A 17,374-nucleotide genomic window follows, 5' to 3' on the forward strand; every position below is an offset into this window, starting at 1 on the left:
CAAAAAAGGTTGGGAGAAGCAATGCCGTCGTATACACCGATGATCCAGCAATATTTGCATATTAAAGCACAATATCCGGACGCGTTTTTGTTCTTTCGGCTTGGCGACTTTTACGAACTGTTTTTTGATGACGCCATCCAGGCGGCGCAGGAGCTGGAAATCACATTAACAAGCCGCGACGGAGGCGGCGATGAACGGGTGCCGATGTGCGGGGTGCCGTACCATTCGGCGCAAGGATACATTGAACAGCTGATCGAAAAGGGATACAAAGTCGCGATTTGCGAACAAGTCGAAGATCCGAAAGCGGCCAAAGGGGTTGTGCGCCGCGAAGTGGTGCAGCTCATCACCCCGGGTACGCTCATGGAAGGAAAGGGGCTTTCCGACAAGGAAAACTGCTACTTGGCGGCGCTCACGCCGTTTGCGGATGGTACATACGGATTGGCTTACGCGGATTTGTCGACCGGGGAAGTGCGGTTGACGCTGCTTTCATCTTGGGAGGAGACGGCCAATGAGCTCCATGCTATTCGGGCACGGGAGCTCGTCGTTTCGTCAGACAGCGATGACGGATGGGTGCGCGAGTTGAAAGAACGGTTCGCAGCGACCGTTTCTTATGAAGATGAAGCGGCGTGGCGGGACGAATGGGATCGTGTCGCCGGGCACGTCGGGCAAGAAAAGCTCCGTTCAACGCTTGCCCGTCTGCTTCATTATCTTGTCCGCACGCAGAAGCGCCGGCTTGATCATTTGCAGCCGGCCGAACTGTATCAAGTCGACCAGTATATGAAAATGGACCGGCATTCGAAACAGCATTTGGAACTGGTCGAAACCGTCCGCTTGAAAGGGCGGAAAGGCTCGCTGTTATGGCTGTTGGATGAAACGGTGACGGCGATGGGCGGCCGTCTGCTGAAACAATGGCTCGACCGCCCACTTGTGAACCGCGAGGAGATCGAACGGCGCCTCGATTTCGTCGAAACATTGAAAGCAGCGTATTTCGAACGTCAAGAGCTGCGCAGCGGACTTCGCAGCGTCTACGACATCGAACGCTTGGCCGGCCGCATTTCCTACGGGAACGCCAACGCCCGCGACCTCGTACAGTTGAAAAAATCGCTCCTTGAAGTGCCGGCGCTCCGCCGGACGGTCGGCGCGCTGCCGCTTTCGGAAGCCGGACGGCTCGCCGAGCGGCTCGACCCGTGCGAAGAGCTCGTCGAGTTGCTCGAGCGTTCGATTCAAGAACAGCCGCCGCTTTCCGTCAAGGAAGGGAATATCATCAAAGACGGATATGACCAACGCCTTGATCGCTACCGTGACGCGAGCCGCAACGGCAAGGCGTGGATCGCCGAACTGGAGGCGAAGGAGCGGGAAGCGACCGGCATCAAGTCGCTGAAAGTGGGCTACAACCGCGTGTTTGGCTATTACATTGAGGTGACAAAGCCGAACCTTCCGCTCGTGCCAGAGGGGCGCTATGAGCGGAAGCAGACGCTCGCCAACGCGGAACGTTTCATCACTCCCGAGTTAAAAGAAAAAGAAGCGCTGATTTTAGAGGCCGAAGAAAAAAGCATCGAGCTCGAATATGAGCTGTTTGTCGCCATTCGCGAGCAAGCGAAGCAATACATCCCACGCCTGCAGACGCTGGCGAAAGCCATTGCCGAGCTCGATGTGCTGCAATCGTTCGCCGCGGTGAGCGACGAGCGCCGCTACGTGCGCCCGCAATTTTCCACGGAGCGCGTCTTGGCCATTCAAGGGGGGCGCCATCCGGTTGTCGAAAAAGTGCTCGGCACGCAAACGTATGTGCCGAATGACTGCTATATGGACCGCGAGCGGGAAATGCTGCTCATCACCGGGCCGAACATGGCCGGGAAAAGCACGTACATGCGGCAAGTGGCGCTCACCGCCATCATGGCGCAAATCGGCTGCTTCGTTCCGGCGGAACGGGCGGTGTTGCCGATCTTTGACCAAGTGTTCACCCGCATCGGGGCGGCCGATGATTTAGCGGCCGGGCAGAGCACGTTTATGGTGGAAATGCTTGAGGCGCGCCACGCCATCGTCCATGCGACGCAAAACAGTCTCATTTTATTCGATGAGATCGGACGCGGCACATCGACGTACGACGGCATGGCGCTCGCTCAGGCGATCATTGAATATATTCACGACCGAATCGGTGCGAAAACGCTGTTTAGCACGCATTATCATGAGCTGACCGCACTGGAAGAGACGCTGCCTCGGCTTGTGAACGTCCATGCCCGCGCGGTTGAAGAAAACGGAAAGGTCGTTTTCCTCCATCAAATCGCCGCTGGTGCCGCCGACAAGAGCTACGGCATCCATGTCGCCGAACTGGCTGGGCTGCCCTCTTCGCTCATTGAGCGGGCCCGCTGTCTTTTGGCCGAATGGGAACAATCAACACCGAAGCGGGAAGCGGCGGAATCGTCTGCGCGCAGTCCGCAGGCCGATGAAGAGGACGCGCCTGCCAAAACAGCAGGACAAGCGGGCGGACGGCCGCCGAGCCGGGCGGCGGGCGAAAGGAAAGCGCGGGAGCGAGAAACGGTGGTCGAGCAGCTCACCATGTTTCCCGATCTTGCCCCCGCGCCTGTGGGAGCCTCCTTTTCCCAAAAAGAAAAAAAGGTGCTCGCGGCGCTGAAAGACCTCCATTTGCTCGAGATGACCCCGCTGGAGGCGCTGAACAAGCTGTATGAGCTGCAAAAGCTCCTGAAGTAAGGGGGGAGAAGCGATGGGACGCATCCGCAAACTCGATGATCTGCTGGCGAATAAAATCGCCGCCGGCGAAGTGGTTGAGCGGCCGGCTTCGGTCGTCAAGGAGCTCGTTGAAAACGCCATTGACGCCCATAGCACAGCGATTGAAATTGAATTGGAAGAGGCGGGGATGACGAAAATTCGCGTCATCGACAACGGCGACGGAATGGAGGAAGACGATAGCCTTCTTGCTTTTGAGCGGCATGCGACCAGCAAAATCGAAGATGAGCATGATTTGTTTCGCATCCGCACGCTCGGTTTTCGCGGCGAGGCGCTGCCGAGCATCGCCGCGGTATCGGAAGTCGAGCTGGTGACAAGCACGGGAAGCGGCCCGGGCACGAAGCTGGTGCTTCAAGGCGGCCGGTTGTTGTCGCGCGAGCGGGCGGCAGCGCGCAAAGGGACCGATTTGACCGTATCGAACTTATTTTTCAATACGCCGGCGCGCTTGAAATATATGAAAACGATTCACACCGAGCTCGGCCATGCCGTCGATGTCGTTCAACGGCTTGCGCTCGCCCATCCCGACGTGTCGTTCCGGCTTCGCCATCACGGCAAAACGCTCCTTCTGACGAACGGCAGCGGCGATGTCCGGCACGTGCTCGCTGCCATTTACGGTGCCGAGACGGCGAAACAGATGATTCCGATGGAAGCGGAGTCGCTTGATTTTCTCGTCCGCGGCTACCTGTCGCCGCCTGAGGTGACGCGCGCCTCGCGCCATGCCATGTCGCTCGTTGTCAACGGCCGCTACGTGCGCAGCGCGCCGCTGGTGAAGGCGATTGAAGCCGGCTACCATACCCTTTTGCCGGTCGGCCGCTATCCGATCGTAGTTCTCGCCATCGAAATGGATCCGGTGCTCGTAGATGTCAACGTCCATCCGGCCAAACTCGAAGTCCGCTTCAGCAAAGAAGCGGAGCTGCAAGAGCTCGTCGCATCTGCCATCCGCGAGGCGTTCCGGCGGCGAACGCTCATTCCGTCCGTATCAGCGGCCAACAAGACGGTCAAACCGAAAACGGAGCAAGCTTCGTTTACGTTCGCCCATCATGTTCATGAACCGCCCGCGGAGTCGGACAGCCAGAGGGAGAACTCCGAACGGGCAGGGACGATGCCGGGGCTTGGCAGCGAGGAGGCGAACGCGCACATCGGCGAGGAAAGCCGGCAGACGGGAACGATGCCCCCGTCCGCTGGGCGGCCGTTTTCCCCGCCGCCATCCGCTGACGTTGGAAACGAAGAAAAGGAAGGCGCTGCCTCTGCTTCGCCCGTTGCTCGACCGCATGCGGATGGCGGGGACAAACCGGAGGCGCCGTCGCTGCCTGCTGACGGACAAACGGAGACAAAGCAAACTGATCGCCTTCCCCCGCTTTATCCGATCGGCCAGCTGCACGGAACGTACATCTTGGCCGAAAATGAACAAGGGTTGTATATGATCGATCAACACGCAGCTCAAGAACGGATCTATTACGAATATTTCCGCGAAAAACTGGCTCAAGTGTCTAACGAGGTGCAAGAGCTGCTCGTCCCGCTGACATTGGAATATCCGGCCGATGAATACGAGCGCCTCGTCGCCTGCCGCGACGAACTCGCCCGCTGCGGCGTGTTTCTTGAGCCGTTCGGCCCACGGGCGTTTCTTGTTCGCTCCCATCCCGTATGGTTTCCGAAAGGGAAAGAAAAAGAAATCATCGAGGAAATGATTGAACACGTACTGGCGGCCAAAACGGTCGATATCAAGCAGCTGCGCGAGCAAGCCGCCATCATGATGAGCTGCAAGCGCGCCATTAAAGCGAACCAACATTTGCGCAACGATGAAATCTTCGTTTTGCTCGAAGCGTTGCGGAAGACAACCGACCCGTTCACTTGCCCGCACGGCCGGCCCATCATCGTGCATTTTTCAACCTATGAAATTGAAAAGTTATTTAAACGGGTAATGTAAATGACGCTCCCTTTGTGACAAGGGAGCTTTTTTTGTAATCATTTTGTAATCTACTTTTATTCTTCTTGTTACAGACGTCTTGTTTTTATTTTACTATAATGGCTCATGTGCAGGAATACATGGCGAATTTTGTAGAGTGATAGCGAAATTTACCTAAAGAAATAGAGGAATGTCAAATTGATGTCATAGGGGGATGCAGCATGAAAAAAACACTTCTATTTACCGGAACATTGATCGGATCGTTATTAGCCGGCCATGCCGCTTCAGCCGCGAGCTATACGGTGCAAAAAGGCGATACGCTCTGGGGAATTGCGAAGAAATATGATACGACCGTTGATCGATTAAAACAACAAAACCATTTATCTTCTGATCTCATTTTTCCAGGTCAAGTATTGCAAATCGATGAACAAAGCGGGAGCGAACAAGCTGTTACTAGTACATACACCGTTCAGTCCGGCGACACGTTAAGCGGAATTGCCCGGAAGTTTGGCACAACGGTAGACGCGTTGCTCAAGCTGAATCCAAGCATTGCCGATCCGAACTTTATCCGCGCCGGACAAGCGCTCCAAGTAACGGGCGGACAGGCAAGCACAAATACATATACTGTGCAGCCGGCGGCCGCGGCTGTGAACGGCCAGTACATCGTCCAAAAAGGGGACACATTGTCGGGGATTGCCAACAAGTTTCAAACGACCGTGGACCGCTTGTTGGCGCTTAACCCGCAAATTACGAACCCGAACGTGATTCGCATCGGCCAAGCCATTAAAGTGGCGGGCGGAGCAACCGCTGTCCGCGCCGAGCAAAGCGTATCGGCCGTCAAGCCGGTTGCGGCTGAATCGTCCGCTTCACTTGCCGACCGAATCATCGAAATCGGTGAAAAATATTTAGGGGCGAGATATTTGTACGGGGCGAGCCCATCGCGCACCGATGTGTTTGACTGCTCTTCGTTTACGATGCGCGTCTTTAGCGAGGTGGGCATTTCGCTGCCGCGCACATCATCGGCCCAAGCGCAAGCCGGAAGAACGGTGTCGTTTAACCAATTGCAAAAAGGCGATCTCGTCTTTTTTGACACCGATTCGAACGGCACGATCAACCACGTCGGCATTTATGCCGGCAACGGGCAAATGATCAATGCGACTGTTTCGTTAGGCGTTACGTATTCATCGCTCACTTCCTCGTATTGGAAAACGCGGTTTGTAAAAGCGGTTCGGGTGCTTAACTAACGGAATGGGGGATGGGCGTTTTGCCTGTCGCCTAAACACATAACCGAATGCGGCGGAAGGCTGCTCGCATAAAGCGCTTTGTGGTTTTGGCGGGCAGCCTTTTTCTTGTGCTTTCGATGCATGACCTTTGCCGTAGCTGTCCATCAGGGGGGCGGTGTGAATGATAGCGTTTGACAATCATTAGGTATATAAATAAGAAAAGGTGTCCTTAAAAGCGGGACACCTTTAGTCATTATTCGACAGGTTTTTGCGCTTTTCGCGCTGTTTCTTGCTGGAAGGAGCGGATAAGGGCCAGAACGATCAAAATCATGATGATCGCAAATGGGAACGCGGCGATAATAGATGCTGTCTGCAGCGATTCAAGTCCGCCGACGAACAGAAGGATGGCCGCTGTCGCTGATTGGACAATGCCCCAGACGAATTTGACCGAGTTTGGCGGGTTTAAGCTGCCGTTGGTCGTCTGCATCCCAAGCACAAACGTCGCCGAGTCGGCCGATGTGACAAAAAACGTGCAAATGAGCAAAATGGCGATTCCCGAAAGCAATGTAGCGAGCGGGAAATGTTCGAATGTAAAGAACAAGGCTGTTTCTATCCCTTTTTCATTCATCACTTCGCCAATGCCGGCATGTCGGAACTGTTCGAGATAAAGGGCCGAACCGCCAAAAACAGAAAACCAGAGAGCACTGAAAATCGTTGGAACTGCCAAAACGCCGATCATAAATTCACGGATCGTGCGCCCGCGGGAAATGCGGGCGATGAACGTCCCGACAAACGGCGCCCACGCGATCCACCACGCCCAATAAAAAATGGTCCACACTTTCGGCCAATCATTTTGTTCAAACGGGTTCAGCCGGAAACTCATCGACGGGAGGTTTTGCAAGTACGTCCCGATCGTTGCTGTGAACACATCCATGATAAAATTCGTCGGCCCGGCAAACAGCATGAAAACCATGAGCAGCAACGCGAGCGCAATATTTAAGTTGCTCAGCCATTTTATGCCTTTGTTAAGGCCGGTTTGCGCTGAGAGCATAAACAAGACAGTGACTACGACAATGATGAGCAGCTGCGTCGAAAAGCTGTTTGAAATACGGGGAAACAGCTGATGCAATCCCCCGCTAATTTGAATGGCTCCCAGCCCTAACGAAGTGGCGACGCCAAACACGGTTGCGTAGACGGCTAATGTATCAATGGCTACCCCGAGGCCGCCTTCTGTGCGTGCGCCAAACAGCGGGCGCAGCGTGCGGCTAACAACACCGGCCTCCCGTTTGCGAAACTGGAAGTAAGCGAGCGCCAAGGCCAGGACACCGTAGATCGCCCATGGATGCAGCCCCCAATGGAAAAACGAGTAGCGCATCGCCAGACGGGCCGCTTCCGCTGTCGCCCCTTCCCCTGTTGGCGGCGTGTAATAGTGGGACATCGGTTCGGCCACTCCCCAAAACACTAACCCGATTCCCATTCCGGCGCTAAACAGCATGGCAAACCATGTCATATAGCTGTATTCCGGTTTTTCTCCGTCGCGGCCAAGACGGATATTTCCGTAGCGGGAAAAAATGAGAAACAAACAAAACGCTAAAAACAACGAAGCGCTGAGCAAATAAAACCAGCCGAATTTATCGATTAGAAACGTGTGTACCGCGCTGCTGACCGCATTTAAATTGTAGCGCGGCCATAAAGATTCCGGAATCATCCCCCAAATAATAAACGCAATGGCAATCACAATCGAAATCGAAAAGACAATCGTCGTTTTTTTCATCTCTCTCCTCCTTACTGGTGCGATGATATGATGGGAGTCAGGTTAGCAGTTTTGGGGATTTCCATTTATAGGGTAACAAAGTTCGACAACGAATACAAATGATTTAGATGTTCAACGCATATCATTTGGTGCCATCATTTTTTATCATGTAAAATAAAATATTCGTAGCTTACTTAAAAAAGGAGGTCATTGGTATGAACAGCCGCCTGTCGGTCATGATCAGCATCGTGCTGGCGATGCTCGTCGCGTCTATGGATACGACGATTATGAACACGACGATGCCGATCATCGCGAACGAACTCGGTGGATTTTCTTTGTACGCGTGGGCGTTTGCATCGTACATGATTACGATGACGGTCTTGTCGCCGATCGCTGGCCGTCTCTCGGACTTGTTCGGCCGCAAAAAAGTGTTTAGCTTTGGCATTATGTTATTTTTAATCGGCTCGCTTCTTTGCGGTTTGTCGCAAAACATGGTGCAGCTTGTGGTGTTCCGCGCCTTGCAAGGGGTGGGGGCCGGATTTATGATGCCGTTTCCGGCAATTATCGCCGGCGATTTGTTTCCGGTGGAAAAGCGTGGAAAAATTCAAGCGTTTTTTACGGCCATGTGGGGGATTTCGGCGGTGCTCGCCCCGCTGCTCGGCTCGTTGTTTGTCGAGTATGCGACATGGCGCTGGATCTTTTACGTCAACATCCCGATTTGCTTGCTTTCGCTTTTGACCTTGCTTCCGTATCAAGAAGTGTATGAACCGAAGCGGGCGGCGGTCGACTATATGGGCGCGGCGCTGTTTGCAGCGGCGATCAGCTTGCTTTTGCTTGTGACGGTCGTTGAACGAGGGCAATGGTGGTACGGTGGGGCCGGGGCGCTGTTGCTTGTCGCCTTTTATTATTTTGAAAAACGGCAGCCATCTCCGCTTGTGCCGCTGTCGCTTGTCCATCATCGGACGCTGAAATGGATGAACATTAACGGCTTTGTCAGCTGTGTCGCTTTGTTTGGGACGTCAAGCTACATTCCGCTGTTTTTGCAAAATGTCGCCCACTTGTCCGTGTTTATGAGCGGCGTGGCGTTGCTTGGCTCGTCGGTCGGCTGGATGATCGCCGCCGTGCCGGCGGGGAAGTGGATTTTGCGCTATGGCTACCGCTCGCTTCTGATCATCGGCAACGTGCTGCTTGTCGTTTCCGGCCTTTTGCTTGCCTTGCTGAACGAAAGCCATGGATTTTGGTACGTCTTTTTCATCATGTTTTTGCAAGGGCTGTCGTTCGGCTTGACATCGACCGTTGGGATCATCGGTTCGCAGCAGCTGGCTGACGCTCATGAAAAAGGAATTGCGACATCGTTTTTTATGTTTTGCCGCAATATCGGCACGGCGATCGGCGTCACGGTGATGGGGGCGTTTTTGGCGCAGGCCCCGACCTTTATAACCGGCATTCACCACCTGTTTTTGTTTGGGTTCATCGGCAGCATCGTTGCTCTTGCGACGTCGTTTTTGATCCGCGATCAAGCTGAGGCGAACGGAAACACATGGGAGCCGGAAGGAACGGCGTAGGAGGGTAAGGTTTCCTCCGCCGCGGTCGACGGCCAACCCGGCCGAACGAACTGAAATGGACGGCGTAGTCGGTTAAGCCCGGGAAAAAGGATTACAGCCAGCGACAGCCAAAAGGGAACGGCGGTCGCCTTCCGGTGTGCGAATGGGCAGCGCAAGCATAACGGCGGACACGGATCACGGATCGGGGTCGGGACCGGACCGCGGTCCATCGGCGCGCCGGTTTGGCCGTGAAAAAAAGAGGCGGTTCTCCTGCTCGAACAGGCTAAACATTGCTGGCGCGTGATCCGATAATATAGAAGGAGCGGTGGAAATTTACTTGCAGATGGGGGATATGTCAATGAAATTGACCGTTCGTAAAAAACTGTTCGCCGGGTTTGGCCTCGTTTACGTGCTCATCGCGCTGCTGGTCGGTTTTGCTTATTACGAAATTTCCGTACTGGACCGTACATATACGGATGTCATCGAAGAAAGGGTGCCAAAGCTGGTTAACGCCAAAGAACTTGAGGTGCTTATCCGCCGCGAGGTTGGCAGCATGCGCGGCTACTTGCTGACTGGGGATGCCACATCGAAAGAAAACTTCGAAAAAGCGCATGAAGCGTACAAACAAACGAGCGAAAAACTGGCCGCTTCGTCAACCCAAGAAGCGACAAAACAGCGGCTGGCCGAACTCGATTTGCTTGAACAGCAGTTTTATGAGCTCGGGCAAAAAACGTTTGAATTAAAGGATCAAAACAAGACTGAGCAATATACGGCGTTGATCGTGACAACCGGCCGCGATTTAACCACGCAGTTTGAGCAAACACTCGACCAATTGATTGCTTTGCACGAGCGCGAGATGAAACAGGCGAGCCGCGATGCGAGCGCATCGGCGGCGATAGTTATCCGGCTTGTTCTTATCGTCGGCGTTTTGACGATCGTGGTGGGAGCGGCCGCTAGCTACTATATCAGCCGCTCGCTGTCCCGCCCGCTGCTTGCCCTCACCGATGCGGCCAAGCGGATTGCCGCTGGTGATTTGCGCGAGGCGAACATAAGCGTGCGCAACCGCGATGAAATCGGCGAGCTGGCTGCCGCGTTCGAACAAATGGCGAACAACTTGCGCGGCGTGTTGCATGAAGTGGCGCAAAATGCCGAACAAGTCGCCGCTGCTTCCGAACAGTTGGCAGCCAGCGCCGAGCAGACGAGCAAAGCGACCGAACAAATCGCCATGACCGTCCAGAGCGTCGCCTCGGGGGTCGACCAACAAATGCAAAGCGTTGAAGAAACATCGTCGGTCATTAATGCCATGTCGGAACAAATTGGGCAAGTTTCCGCCCGCGCGCAGAGCGTGGTCGCCATCGCCGCCGACACGTCAAAGCGGGCGGCTGACGGCGGCAAAACGATCGATGCGGGCGTCGCGCAAATGGATACCGTGAACCGCACCGTAGAACAGCTTGCCGGGGTGGTCAAAGGGCTCGGCCATCGCTCCGAACAAATCGGTTCCATTATTGAAGCGATCCGCACCATTGCGGCACAGACGAATTTGCTTGCCTTAAATGCGGCGATTGAAGCGGCGCGCGCCGGTGAGCATGGCCGGGGCTTTGCCGTCGTCGCCGATGAAGTGCGAAAGCTCGCGGAACAATCGGCCGCTTCGGCGCAGCAAATCGCCGAGCTGATCGCCGCGATCCAAGAAGAGACGGCTCATGCCGTGGCATCGATGGAATCGGTCGTCAATGAAGTCGCATCCGGGACGAATGTAATCCGGACTTCTGGAGAAACGTTCGCGCAAATTCGCGCCGCCGTCGACGAAGTCGCCGCGCAAATCCGCGATGTATCCACCGCGGTCGGCGAGATGGCCGCTTCTTCCGAACAAATCGTCCGCTCTGTCCGCCTAGTCGCCGACGTCGCCGAATCGACGTCCGCCGGCGCGCAAGAAGTCTCGGCGGCGACGGAGGAGCAGCTGGCATCGATGGAAGAAATTTCTGCTTCTTCCGCCGCACTGGCGAGAATGGCCGATGATTTGCAGGCGATTGTCCGCAAATTTTCGCTTTGAGGGGGGCTGACCGAAAAGGTGGTGTCCCTTCGAGATAAGGGCGGCATATCGGGCGACAGAAGCAGTCCGCACGTAGATACGGAAAAGGAAGAGGACTGATCCAAAAGGCGATCGCCCCTCAAGAAAGACATAACCTATCGTATGGCAGGGGAGCGGCTGCTGCTTCTATATAGCGATGAGAGAGGGTGTCCCGGGCCTTTAGGGACACCCCGTTTGCTTGCAGTGAAAGCGCCATGTATAAAAGAACGGCAGGATGGCGAAAACGATAAGAAAGAAATGGTTTCATGCGCTGCCGTTTTTCAGTATAATGGTGTTTGAACAGGAGTTCTGACATGGAAAGCAGTGAAGCGCTATGGGTGGAAAAGTCGTCGTCATCGTGGGGCCGACGGCGGTCGGCAAAACGAAGCTCGGCATTGCGTTGGCCAAAAAGCTGGACGGAGAAATCATCAGCGGCGATTCGATGCAAATTTATAAAGGAATGGACATCGGCACGGCGAAAGTGAAGCCGGATGAAATGGAAGGAATTCCACATCACCTCATCGATATTAAGGAGCCATGCGAACCGTTTTCCGTCGTCGAGTTTCAGCGGCTCGCCCGGACGCTCATCGCCGAGATTTCCGCGCGCGGGCGGTTGCCGATCATCGTCGGCGGCACCGGATTGTACATCCAAGCGGCGATCTATGACTATCAGTTTTCTGACGCCCCGTCCGATGAAGCGTATCGCCGGACGCTGAAGCAGCTGGCGGCCGAGCAAGGACCGGAGGTGCTCCATCGGCAGCTTTCGGCCGTTGATCCGGAAAGCGCGGCGCGCATCCATCCGCACAACATCCGCCGCGTCATTCGGGCGCTTGAAGTGCATCATTGCACCGGGAAACCGTTCAGTGCATGGCAGCGGGGCGAGCGGCGGCTGTTGTATGAGGCGGCTATCATCGGTTTGACGGCGGAGCGCGACGTGCTTTACCGCCGCATTAACGAACGAGTCGATGCCATGATCGCCGAAGGGCTGATCGAAGAGGCCAAGTCCCTTTACGATCGCGGATTCCGCGATTGCCAAGCGGTGCAGGCGATCGGCTACAAAGAGCTGTACGACTACTTTGACGGCCGCGTCTCCCTCGAGGAAGCGATCGAACAATTGAAGCAACATTCGCGCCGCTACGCGAAACGGCAGCTGACATGGTTTCGCAACCAAATGCCGGTGACGTGGTTTGACATGACCGACTTCGCTGCGTTTCCCGCCAGAACGGAGGAAATTTTTCACTACATAGCAGGAAAGCTTCAACTCGAAGCGAATATATAACCATATCTTTAAGAGAGAAAAGAGGAGGACGTTTGATGAAAAATGTCATCAACATTCAAGATCAGTTTTTGAACCAGCTGCGCAAAGAAGGCATCCAAGTGACGGTCTTCTTGTTAAACGGCTTCCAGCTGCGCGGGTACATTAAAGGGTTTGACAACTTCACCGTGCTGCTCGAAGTGCAAGGGAAGCAGCAGCTCATCTACAAACATGCCATTTCGACGTTTGCGCCGGAGCGGAACATTCATTTCGATGCCGAGCAATAAGCTGTCGGTACATAACGCCGAACGGAAAGACGCCCCATCGAGCGGGGCGTCTTTTCTGTGAACATGCGGAACTGACACAAAGGTTTCATCTCCGTGGAGGGCGGACTGCTGCCCATGGAACTTGCCGTGAACATGCGGAACTGGCGCGCGATGTCCCCCCTCCCCGCGTGGAGGCCAAAACGTTGCCCATGGATTTTTTTTCGTGAAAATGCCGAACTGACGCGGATTTTCATCCCTAAGTGGAGGGCAGATCGTGCTGCCCGTGGATTTTTTCCGTGTTTCTCGCTTCGCCGCTTCTTCGCCCCGCAACTGGCGGCAAGGAGCTTTCCACCGTAAACGAGAGCGAAGGGGGACTTCGCATGCGTAAAAGCCTTCCTTGCTGAATAAACATGTATAGACTTTCCTTGTCGCCTTCTTCCCTTTGCCCATTGCTCAGCTGTCCGGCTTCTAAGAGGCTCGTGATTTAACGGGGTATACAGCTTTCCAATGTCATTTCTCAATTAGAAAAACCTTGTTTTATCGGGCCTGCTTTTCAATCATTCTTCCATTGATGAAGGGAATCAGCGGTTTTTCACCGGCCTTCTAGGCGATTGTCACGAATGGACGGCGGCATACGTATATTAATAGCAAAAAGGTGAGGCATCAAAGACGCGGTGAAAATGGTGCGGGGGGAAGAAAACAGGAAGCGAGGTGACGCCCCTTGTCAGAATTGACGATGAATAAGGCGAAAGGGCAAATCAATATCGTGCTCAATTCCAAAACGGTCAACCATCTGATCAAGGAAGAGCCAAGCGACTGGATGGATAGCGAAGAACATCAAGCGCTTCGCAACATTCAGCGGGAGCTTGACCAGCTGATCGGCCTTGAACATGTGAAAAAGATGATCAAGGAAATTTACGCGTGGCTGTACATTAACCGGCTGCGCAAAGAGAACGGGTTAAAATCGAGCCGGCAGGCGCTCCATATGATTTTCAAAGGCAATCCCGGCACCGGCAAAACGACGGTGGCGCGCTTGCTCGGCAAATTGTTTTACGAAATGAACGTCCTGTCCAAAGGGCATTTCATTGAAGCGGAGCGGGCCGATTTGGTCGGAGAGTACATCGGGCATACGGCGAACAAAACGCGCGACTTGATTAAAAAAGCGCGTGGGGGGATTTTGTTCATCGATGAAGCGTATTCGCTCGCCCGCGGCGGGGAGAAGGACTTCGGCAAAGAAGCGATTGACACGCTGGTGAAAGGAATGGAAGACTTTTGCGACGACTTGGTCGTGATTTTGGCCGGCTATCCGAAAGAAATGGACTATTTTTTGTCGTTAAATCCGGGCTTGCCGTCGCGCTTTCCGTTGACGATCGAGTTTCCGGATTACACGGTCGAGGAGCTCGTGCAAATCGCCAAGCAAATGCTGCGCGAGCGCGAATATGAAATGACGCCGGAAGCGGAGCGGAAACTATACATTCATCTCGAAGGGACGCTGGAAGCGACCGGCCGCCTCAAGTTCAGCAACGGCCGCTACATCCGCAACTTGATCGAAAAAGCGATCCGCAAACAGGCGGTCCGCCTCCTTCATGAAGGACGCTATGATAAAAAAGAGCTGATGACGATCCGCGATCGCGACCTTGTCATTCAGGCGTAATCTGTCCAGCCGATGCGCTCGTTCTTGGCAAGGACAAGAAACGGGCGCATTTTTTTTTGCTTTGGAAAAGAGGAATGCTTGAAAAAAAGGCGAATACATAAACAACAAAAGGCCGTTTGTTAAGATAAATAGTCTGAATTATCTGTATTATAAAAACAGCGCCGTTGATTGGCGCAAATCGAACAGAAAAGGAGAGATGCCGCTTGTATATGACGATTGGTGAGATGTTTTCTCAGACCGTGCGAAAGTTTCCAAACCGGGAAGCGGTCGTCGAGGTGGCGACCGGCCGCCGCTATACGTACGCCGAATGGGAGAGGGACGTGAACCGGTGGGCGAATGCGTTTCAGGAAGCCGGCGTGCGCAAGGGAGACCGCGTTTCTACGGTTCTGTACAACACGCTTGAACTCGCCACCGCCCTGTTTGCCTGCGCCAAAATCGGCGCCGTGTTCAATCCGATCAATTTTCGGCTGAAAGCGGAAGAAATCGCTTATATTTTGACCGATGCGGAGCCGAAACTCGTGCTGTTGGAACGGGCGGTTGAGCCGCAGCTCGCCGCGATTCACCACCGGTTTCCGCACGTGTCGTTTTGGTCGATCGACAATGATCCGCCGCCGTTTGCCAAAAGCGCTCATGAACAGGCGGCCCGGGCTTCCGCAGAAGCGCCGCGCGTGCCAGTGGAAGAGACCGATCTGTACGCCATTATGTATACAAGCGGCACGACCGGGCGTCCAAAAGGAGTGATGCATCGGCACCGCGACATGATCGAGCAAAGCGTCCTTTGCCATGGCGTCATGCGCATCCGCGAGACGGATCGCGGGCTGGCGGCAGCGCCCCTGTTCCATTGCGCCGAACTGCATTGCTGCTTGCTGCCGCGCGTGCATGCGGGAGCGGCGAGCGTCATTTTGCACCATTTTGATGCCAAGCTCGTTCTCGAGACGATTGAACGTGAGCGGATTACGCTCCTGTTTGGCGCCCCGACGATGTGGAACATGATTTTGCAGGAAAATGTAAGCGATTACGACTTATCATCGCTTCGCCTCGGCCTATACGGCGCCGCTCCGATGGCTCCGGCGCTGGTGAGGCAATGCCAAGAGCGGCTCGGCATTGAGCTGATTCAAGCGTACGGGATGACGGAAATGGGGCCGGCGGTGACGTTTTTGTTGGAAGATGAGCAGCTCAAGAAACCGGGTTCCGCCGGGCGCGCCTGCCTCAACCATGAAATCCGCGTCGTCCGCGCGCGGGAGGACGGGCCGTCCGACCCAGATGATGTGCTGCCACCGTATGAAGTCGGTGAAATTGTGATGCGCGGACCGTGCATGATGGTCGGCTACTACAAGCGCGAGGAAGCGACGGAACAAGCGCTGTACAAAGGCTGGTATCATTCCGGCGATCTCGGCTACGTTGATGAAGACGGCTATTTGTATGTCGCCGACCGGGTCGATGACATGGTGATCAGCGGCGGAGAAAACGTCTATCCGCGCGAAGTCGAGGACGTGTTGTATGAGCATCCGAAAGTGCTTGATGTCGCTGTGCTCGGCGAGCCGGATGAGCTGTGGGGCGAAAAAGTCGTCGCCTTCATCGTCAAAAAGGAGGACAGCTTGACCGCCGATGAGCTCGAGCAGTTTTGCCAAACGAGCGACCGCCTCGCCCCGTACAAGCGGCCGCGCGCCTATTATTTCATCGACGCCCTGCCGCGCAATGCGAGCGGGAAAATCCAAAAGTTTTTGCTGCGTGAACAGCTGAAAAAACAGGCGGCAGGCGGAACGGAGAAAAAGTGACCGAACAGAAGAGAGGGATGAACGGTGACAGCTCGCTATTTGCGCGAGGAGCACCAGATTTTCCGCGATGCATTCCGCAAGTTTTTAGAGAAAGAAGCGTATCCGTACTACGACGAATGGGAGCGGCGCGGCATCATCCCGCGCTCGTTTTGGGCGAAAATGGGGGAAAACGGCTTTCTTTGCCCATGGGTCGATGAGAAGTACGGGGGATTGAACGCCGATTTTGCCTACTCGGTCGTCATCAATGAGGAGCTGGAAAAAGTCGGTTCCAGCCTTGTCGGCATCGGCTTGCATAACGATATTGTGACGCCGTACATCGCCTCGTACGGAACGGAGGAACAAAAGCAAAAATGGCTGCCGAAATGCGTCAGCGGCGAACTCATTACCGCCATCGCCATGACCGAGCCGGGGGCTGGGTCGGATTTGGCCAACATTTCGACAACGGCGGTGAAAGATGGCGACTCCTACATTGTCAACGGGCAAAAAACGTTTATCACCAACGGGATTCATGCCGACTTGGTCATCGTCGCCTGCAAAACCGACCCGCACGCGAAACCGCCGCACCGCGGCATCAGCCTGCTCGTCGTGGAGCGGGATACGCCGGGGTTTACGCGCGGGCGGAAGCTTGAGAAAGTCGGGCTGCACGCCCAAGATACGGCCGAGCTGTTTTTCCAAGATGCGAAAGTGCCGGCGTCCAACTTGCTCGGTGAAGAAGGAAAAGGCTTCTATTATTTAATGGAAAAACTCCAGCAGGAGCGGCTCGTTGTCGCCATCGCCGCGCAGACGGCGGCGGAAGTGATGTTTTCCTTGACGAAGCAATATGTCAAACAACGCACGGCGTTCGGCAAACGGGTGAGCGAGTTTCAAACCGTCCAGTTCCGCCTCGCCGAAATGGCGACCGAGATCGCCCTCGGACGTACGTTTGTCGACCGCGTCATTGAAGAGCATATGGCAGGAAAACGGATCGTCACCGAAGTGTCGATGGCAAAATGGTGGATTACCGAGATGGCCAAACGCGTCGCCGCCGAAGCCATGCAGCTCCATGGCGGCTATGGCTATATGGAAGAATACGAGATCGCTCGGCGCTATCGTGACATTCCGGTGAGCGCCATCTACGCCGGGACGAACGAGATGATGAAAACGATCATCGCTCGCGAGCTAGATTTGTAGAAAGAGGGAAGG

General features: G+C 54.8%; 11 protein-coding genes. 10 read left to right on the forward strand and 1 reads right to left on the reverse strand.

From position 1 onward, the window contains the following. Positions 1-21: 21 nt before the first annotated feature. From mutS to GC56T2_RS06320, 3 genes are all read left to right on the forward strand, one after another. Complete coding sequence (gene mutS, locus GC56T2_RS06310) at positions 22-2,709, forward strand: DNA mismatch repair protein MutS (protein ID WP_144973848.1); 2,688 nt, start codon at positions 22-24, stop codon at positions 2,707-2,709. A gap of 13 nt (positions 2,710-2,722) precedes the next feature. Next, positions 2,723-4,672: a DNA mismatch repair endonuclease MutL gene (mutL, locus tag GC56T2_RS06315; protein ID WP_144973850.1), complete on the forward strand. Its 1,950-nt coding sequence runs from the start codon at positions 2,723-2,725 to the stop codon at positions 4,670-4,672. Between the two features lie 200 nt (positions 4,673-4,872). Continuing rightward, the gene (locus GC56T2_RS06320; protein WP_144973852.1) at positions 4,873-5,895 is read left to right on the forward strand and encodes a C40 family peptidase; all 1,023 of its coding nucleotides are present in this window, start codon (positions 4,873-4,875) and stop codon (positions 5,893-5,895) included. A gap of 232 nt (positions 5,896-6,127) precedes the next feature. On the opposite strand, the gene GC56T2_RS06325 is transcribed toward GC56T2_RS06320, so the two are convergent. Then, on the reverse strand, positions 6,128-7,648 hold the full coding sequence (locus tag GC56T2_RS06325) for a glycine betaine uptake BCCT transporter (protein WP_063166219.1): 1,521 nt from the start codon (positions 7,646-7,648) through the stop codon (positions 6,128-6,130). A gap of 194 nt (positions 7,649-7,842) precedes the next feature. Here GC56T2_RS06325 and GC56T2_RS06330 point away from each other — a divergent pair, with 194 nt between their 5' ends. The 7 genes from GC56T2_RS06330 to GC56T2_RS06360 all read left to right on the forward strand — a co-directional run bounded on the left by GC56T2_RS06330 (position 7,843) and on the right by GC56T2_RS06360 (position 17,362). Further along, a complete protein-coding gene (locus tag GC56T2_RS06330; RefSeq protein ID WP_144973854.1) occupies positions 7,843-9,192 on the forward strand; it encodes an MDR family MFS transporter in 1,350 nt (449 codons plus the stop codon). A 331-nt stretch (positions 9,193-9,523) separates the two neighbouring features. Further along, on the forward strand, positions 9,524-11,221 hold the full coding sequence (locus tag GC56T2_RS06335; RefSeq protein ID WP_144973856.1) for a methyl-accepting chemotaxis protein: 1,698 nt from the start codon (positions 9,524-9,526) through the stop codon (positions 11,219-11,221). A gap of 352 nt (positions 11,222-11,573) precedes the next feature. Continuing rightward, a complete protein-coding gene (gene miaA / locus GC56T2_RS06340; protein ID WP_144973858.1) occupies positions 11,574-12,518 on the forward strand; it encodes a tRNA (adenosine(37)-N6)-dimethylallyltransferase MiaA in 945 nt (314 codons plus the stop codon). Between the two features lie 35 nt (positions 12,519-12,553). Beyond that, positions 12,554-12,781 carry an RNA chaperone Hfq gene (gene hfq / locus GC56T2_RS06345; RefSeq protein ID WP_033023186.1) on the forward strand — a complete coding sequence of 76 codons (228 nt, stop codon included), beginning with the start codon at positions 12,554-12,556 and terminating at the stop codon, positions 12,779-12,781. A 700-nt stretch (positions 12,782-13,481) separates the two neighbouring features. Next, a complete protein-coding gene (gene spoVK, locus GC56T2_RS06350) occupies positions 13,482-14,414 on the forward strand; it encodes a stage V sporulation protein K (protein WP_033023188.1) in 933 nt (310 codons plus the stop codon). Between the two features lie 203 nt (positions 14,415-14,617). Further along, the gene (locus GC56T2_RS06355; protein WP_144973860.1) at positions 14,618-16,192 is read left to right on the forward strand and encodes a fatty acid--CoA ligase; all 1,575 of its coding nucleotides are present in this window, start codon (positions 14,618-14,620) and stop codon (positions 16,190-16,192) included. A 24-nt stretch (positions 16,193-16,216) separates the two neighbouring features. Further along, complete coding sequence (locus GC56T2_RS06360; protein WP_144973862.1) at positions 16,217-17,362, forward strand: acyl-CoA dehydrogenase family protein; 1,146 nt, start codon at positions 16,217-16,219, stop codon at positions 17,360-17,362. Positions 17,363-17,374: the final 12 nt, after the last annotated feature.

It is taken from the genome of Geobacillus sp. C56-T2, from assembly GCF_007829715.1.
GTDB classification, from domain to species: Bacteria; Bacillota; Bacilli; order Bacillales; family Anoxybacillaceae; genus Geobacillus; species Geobacillus icigianus.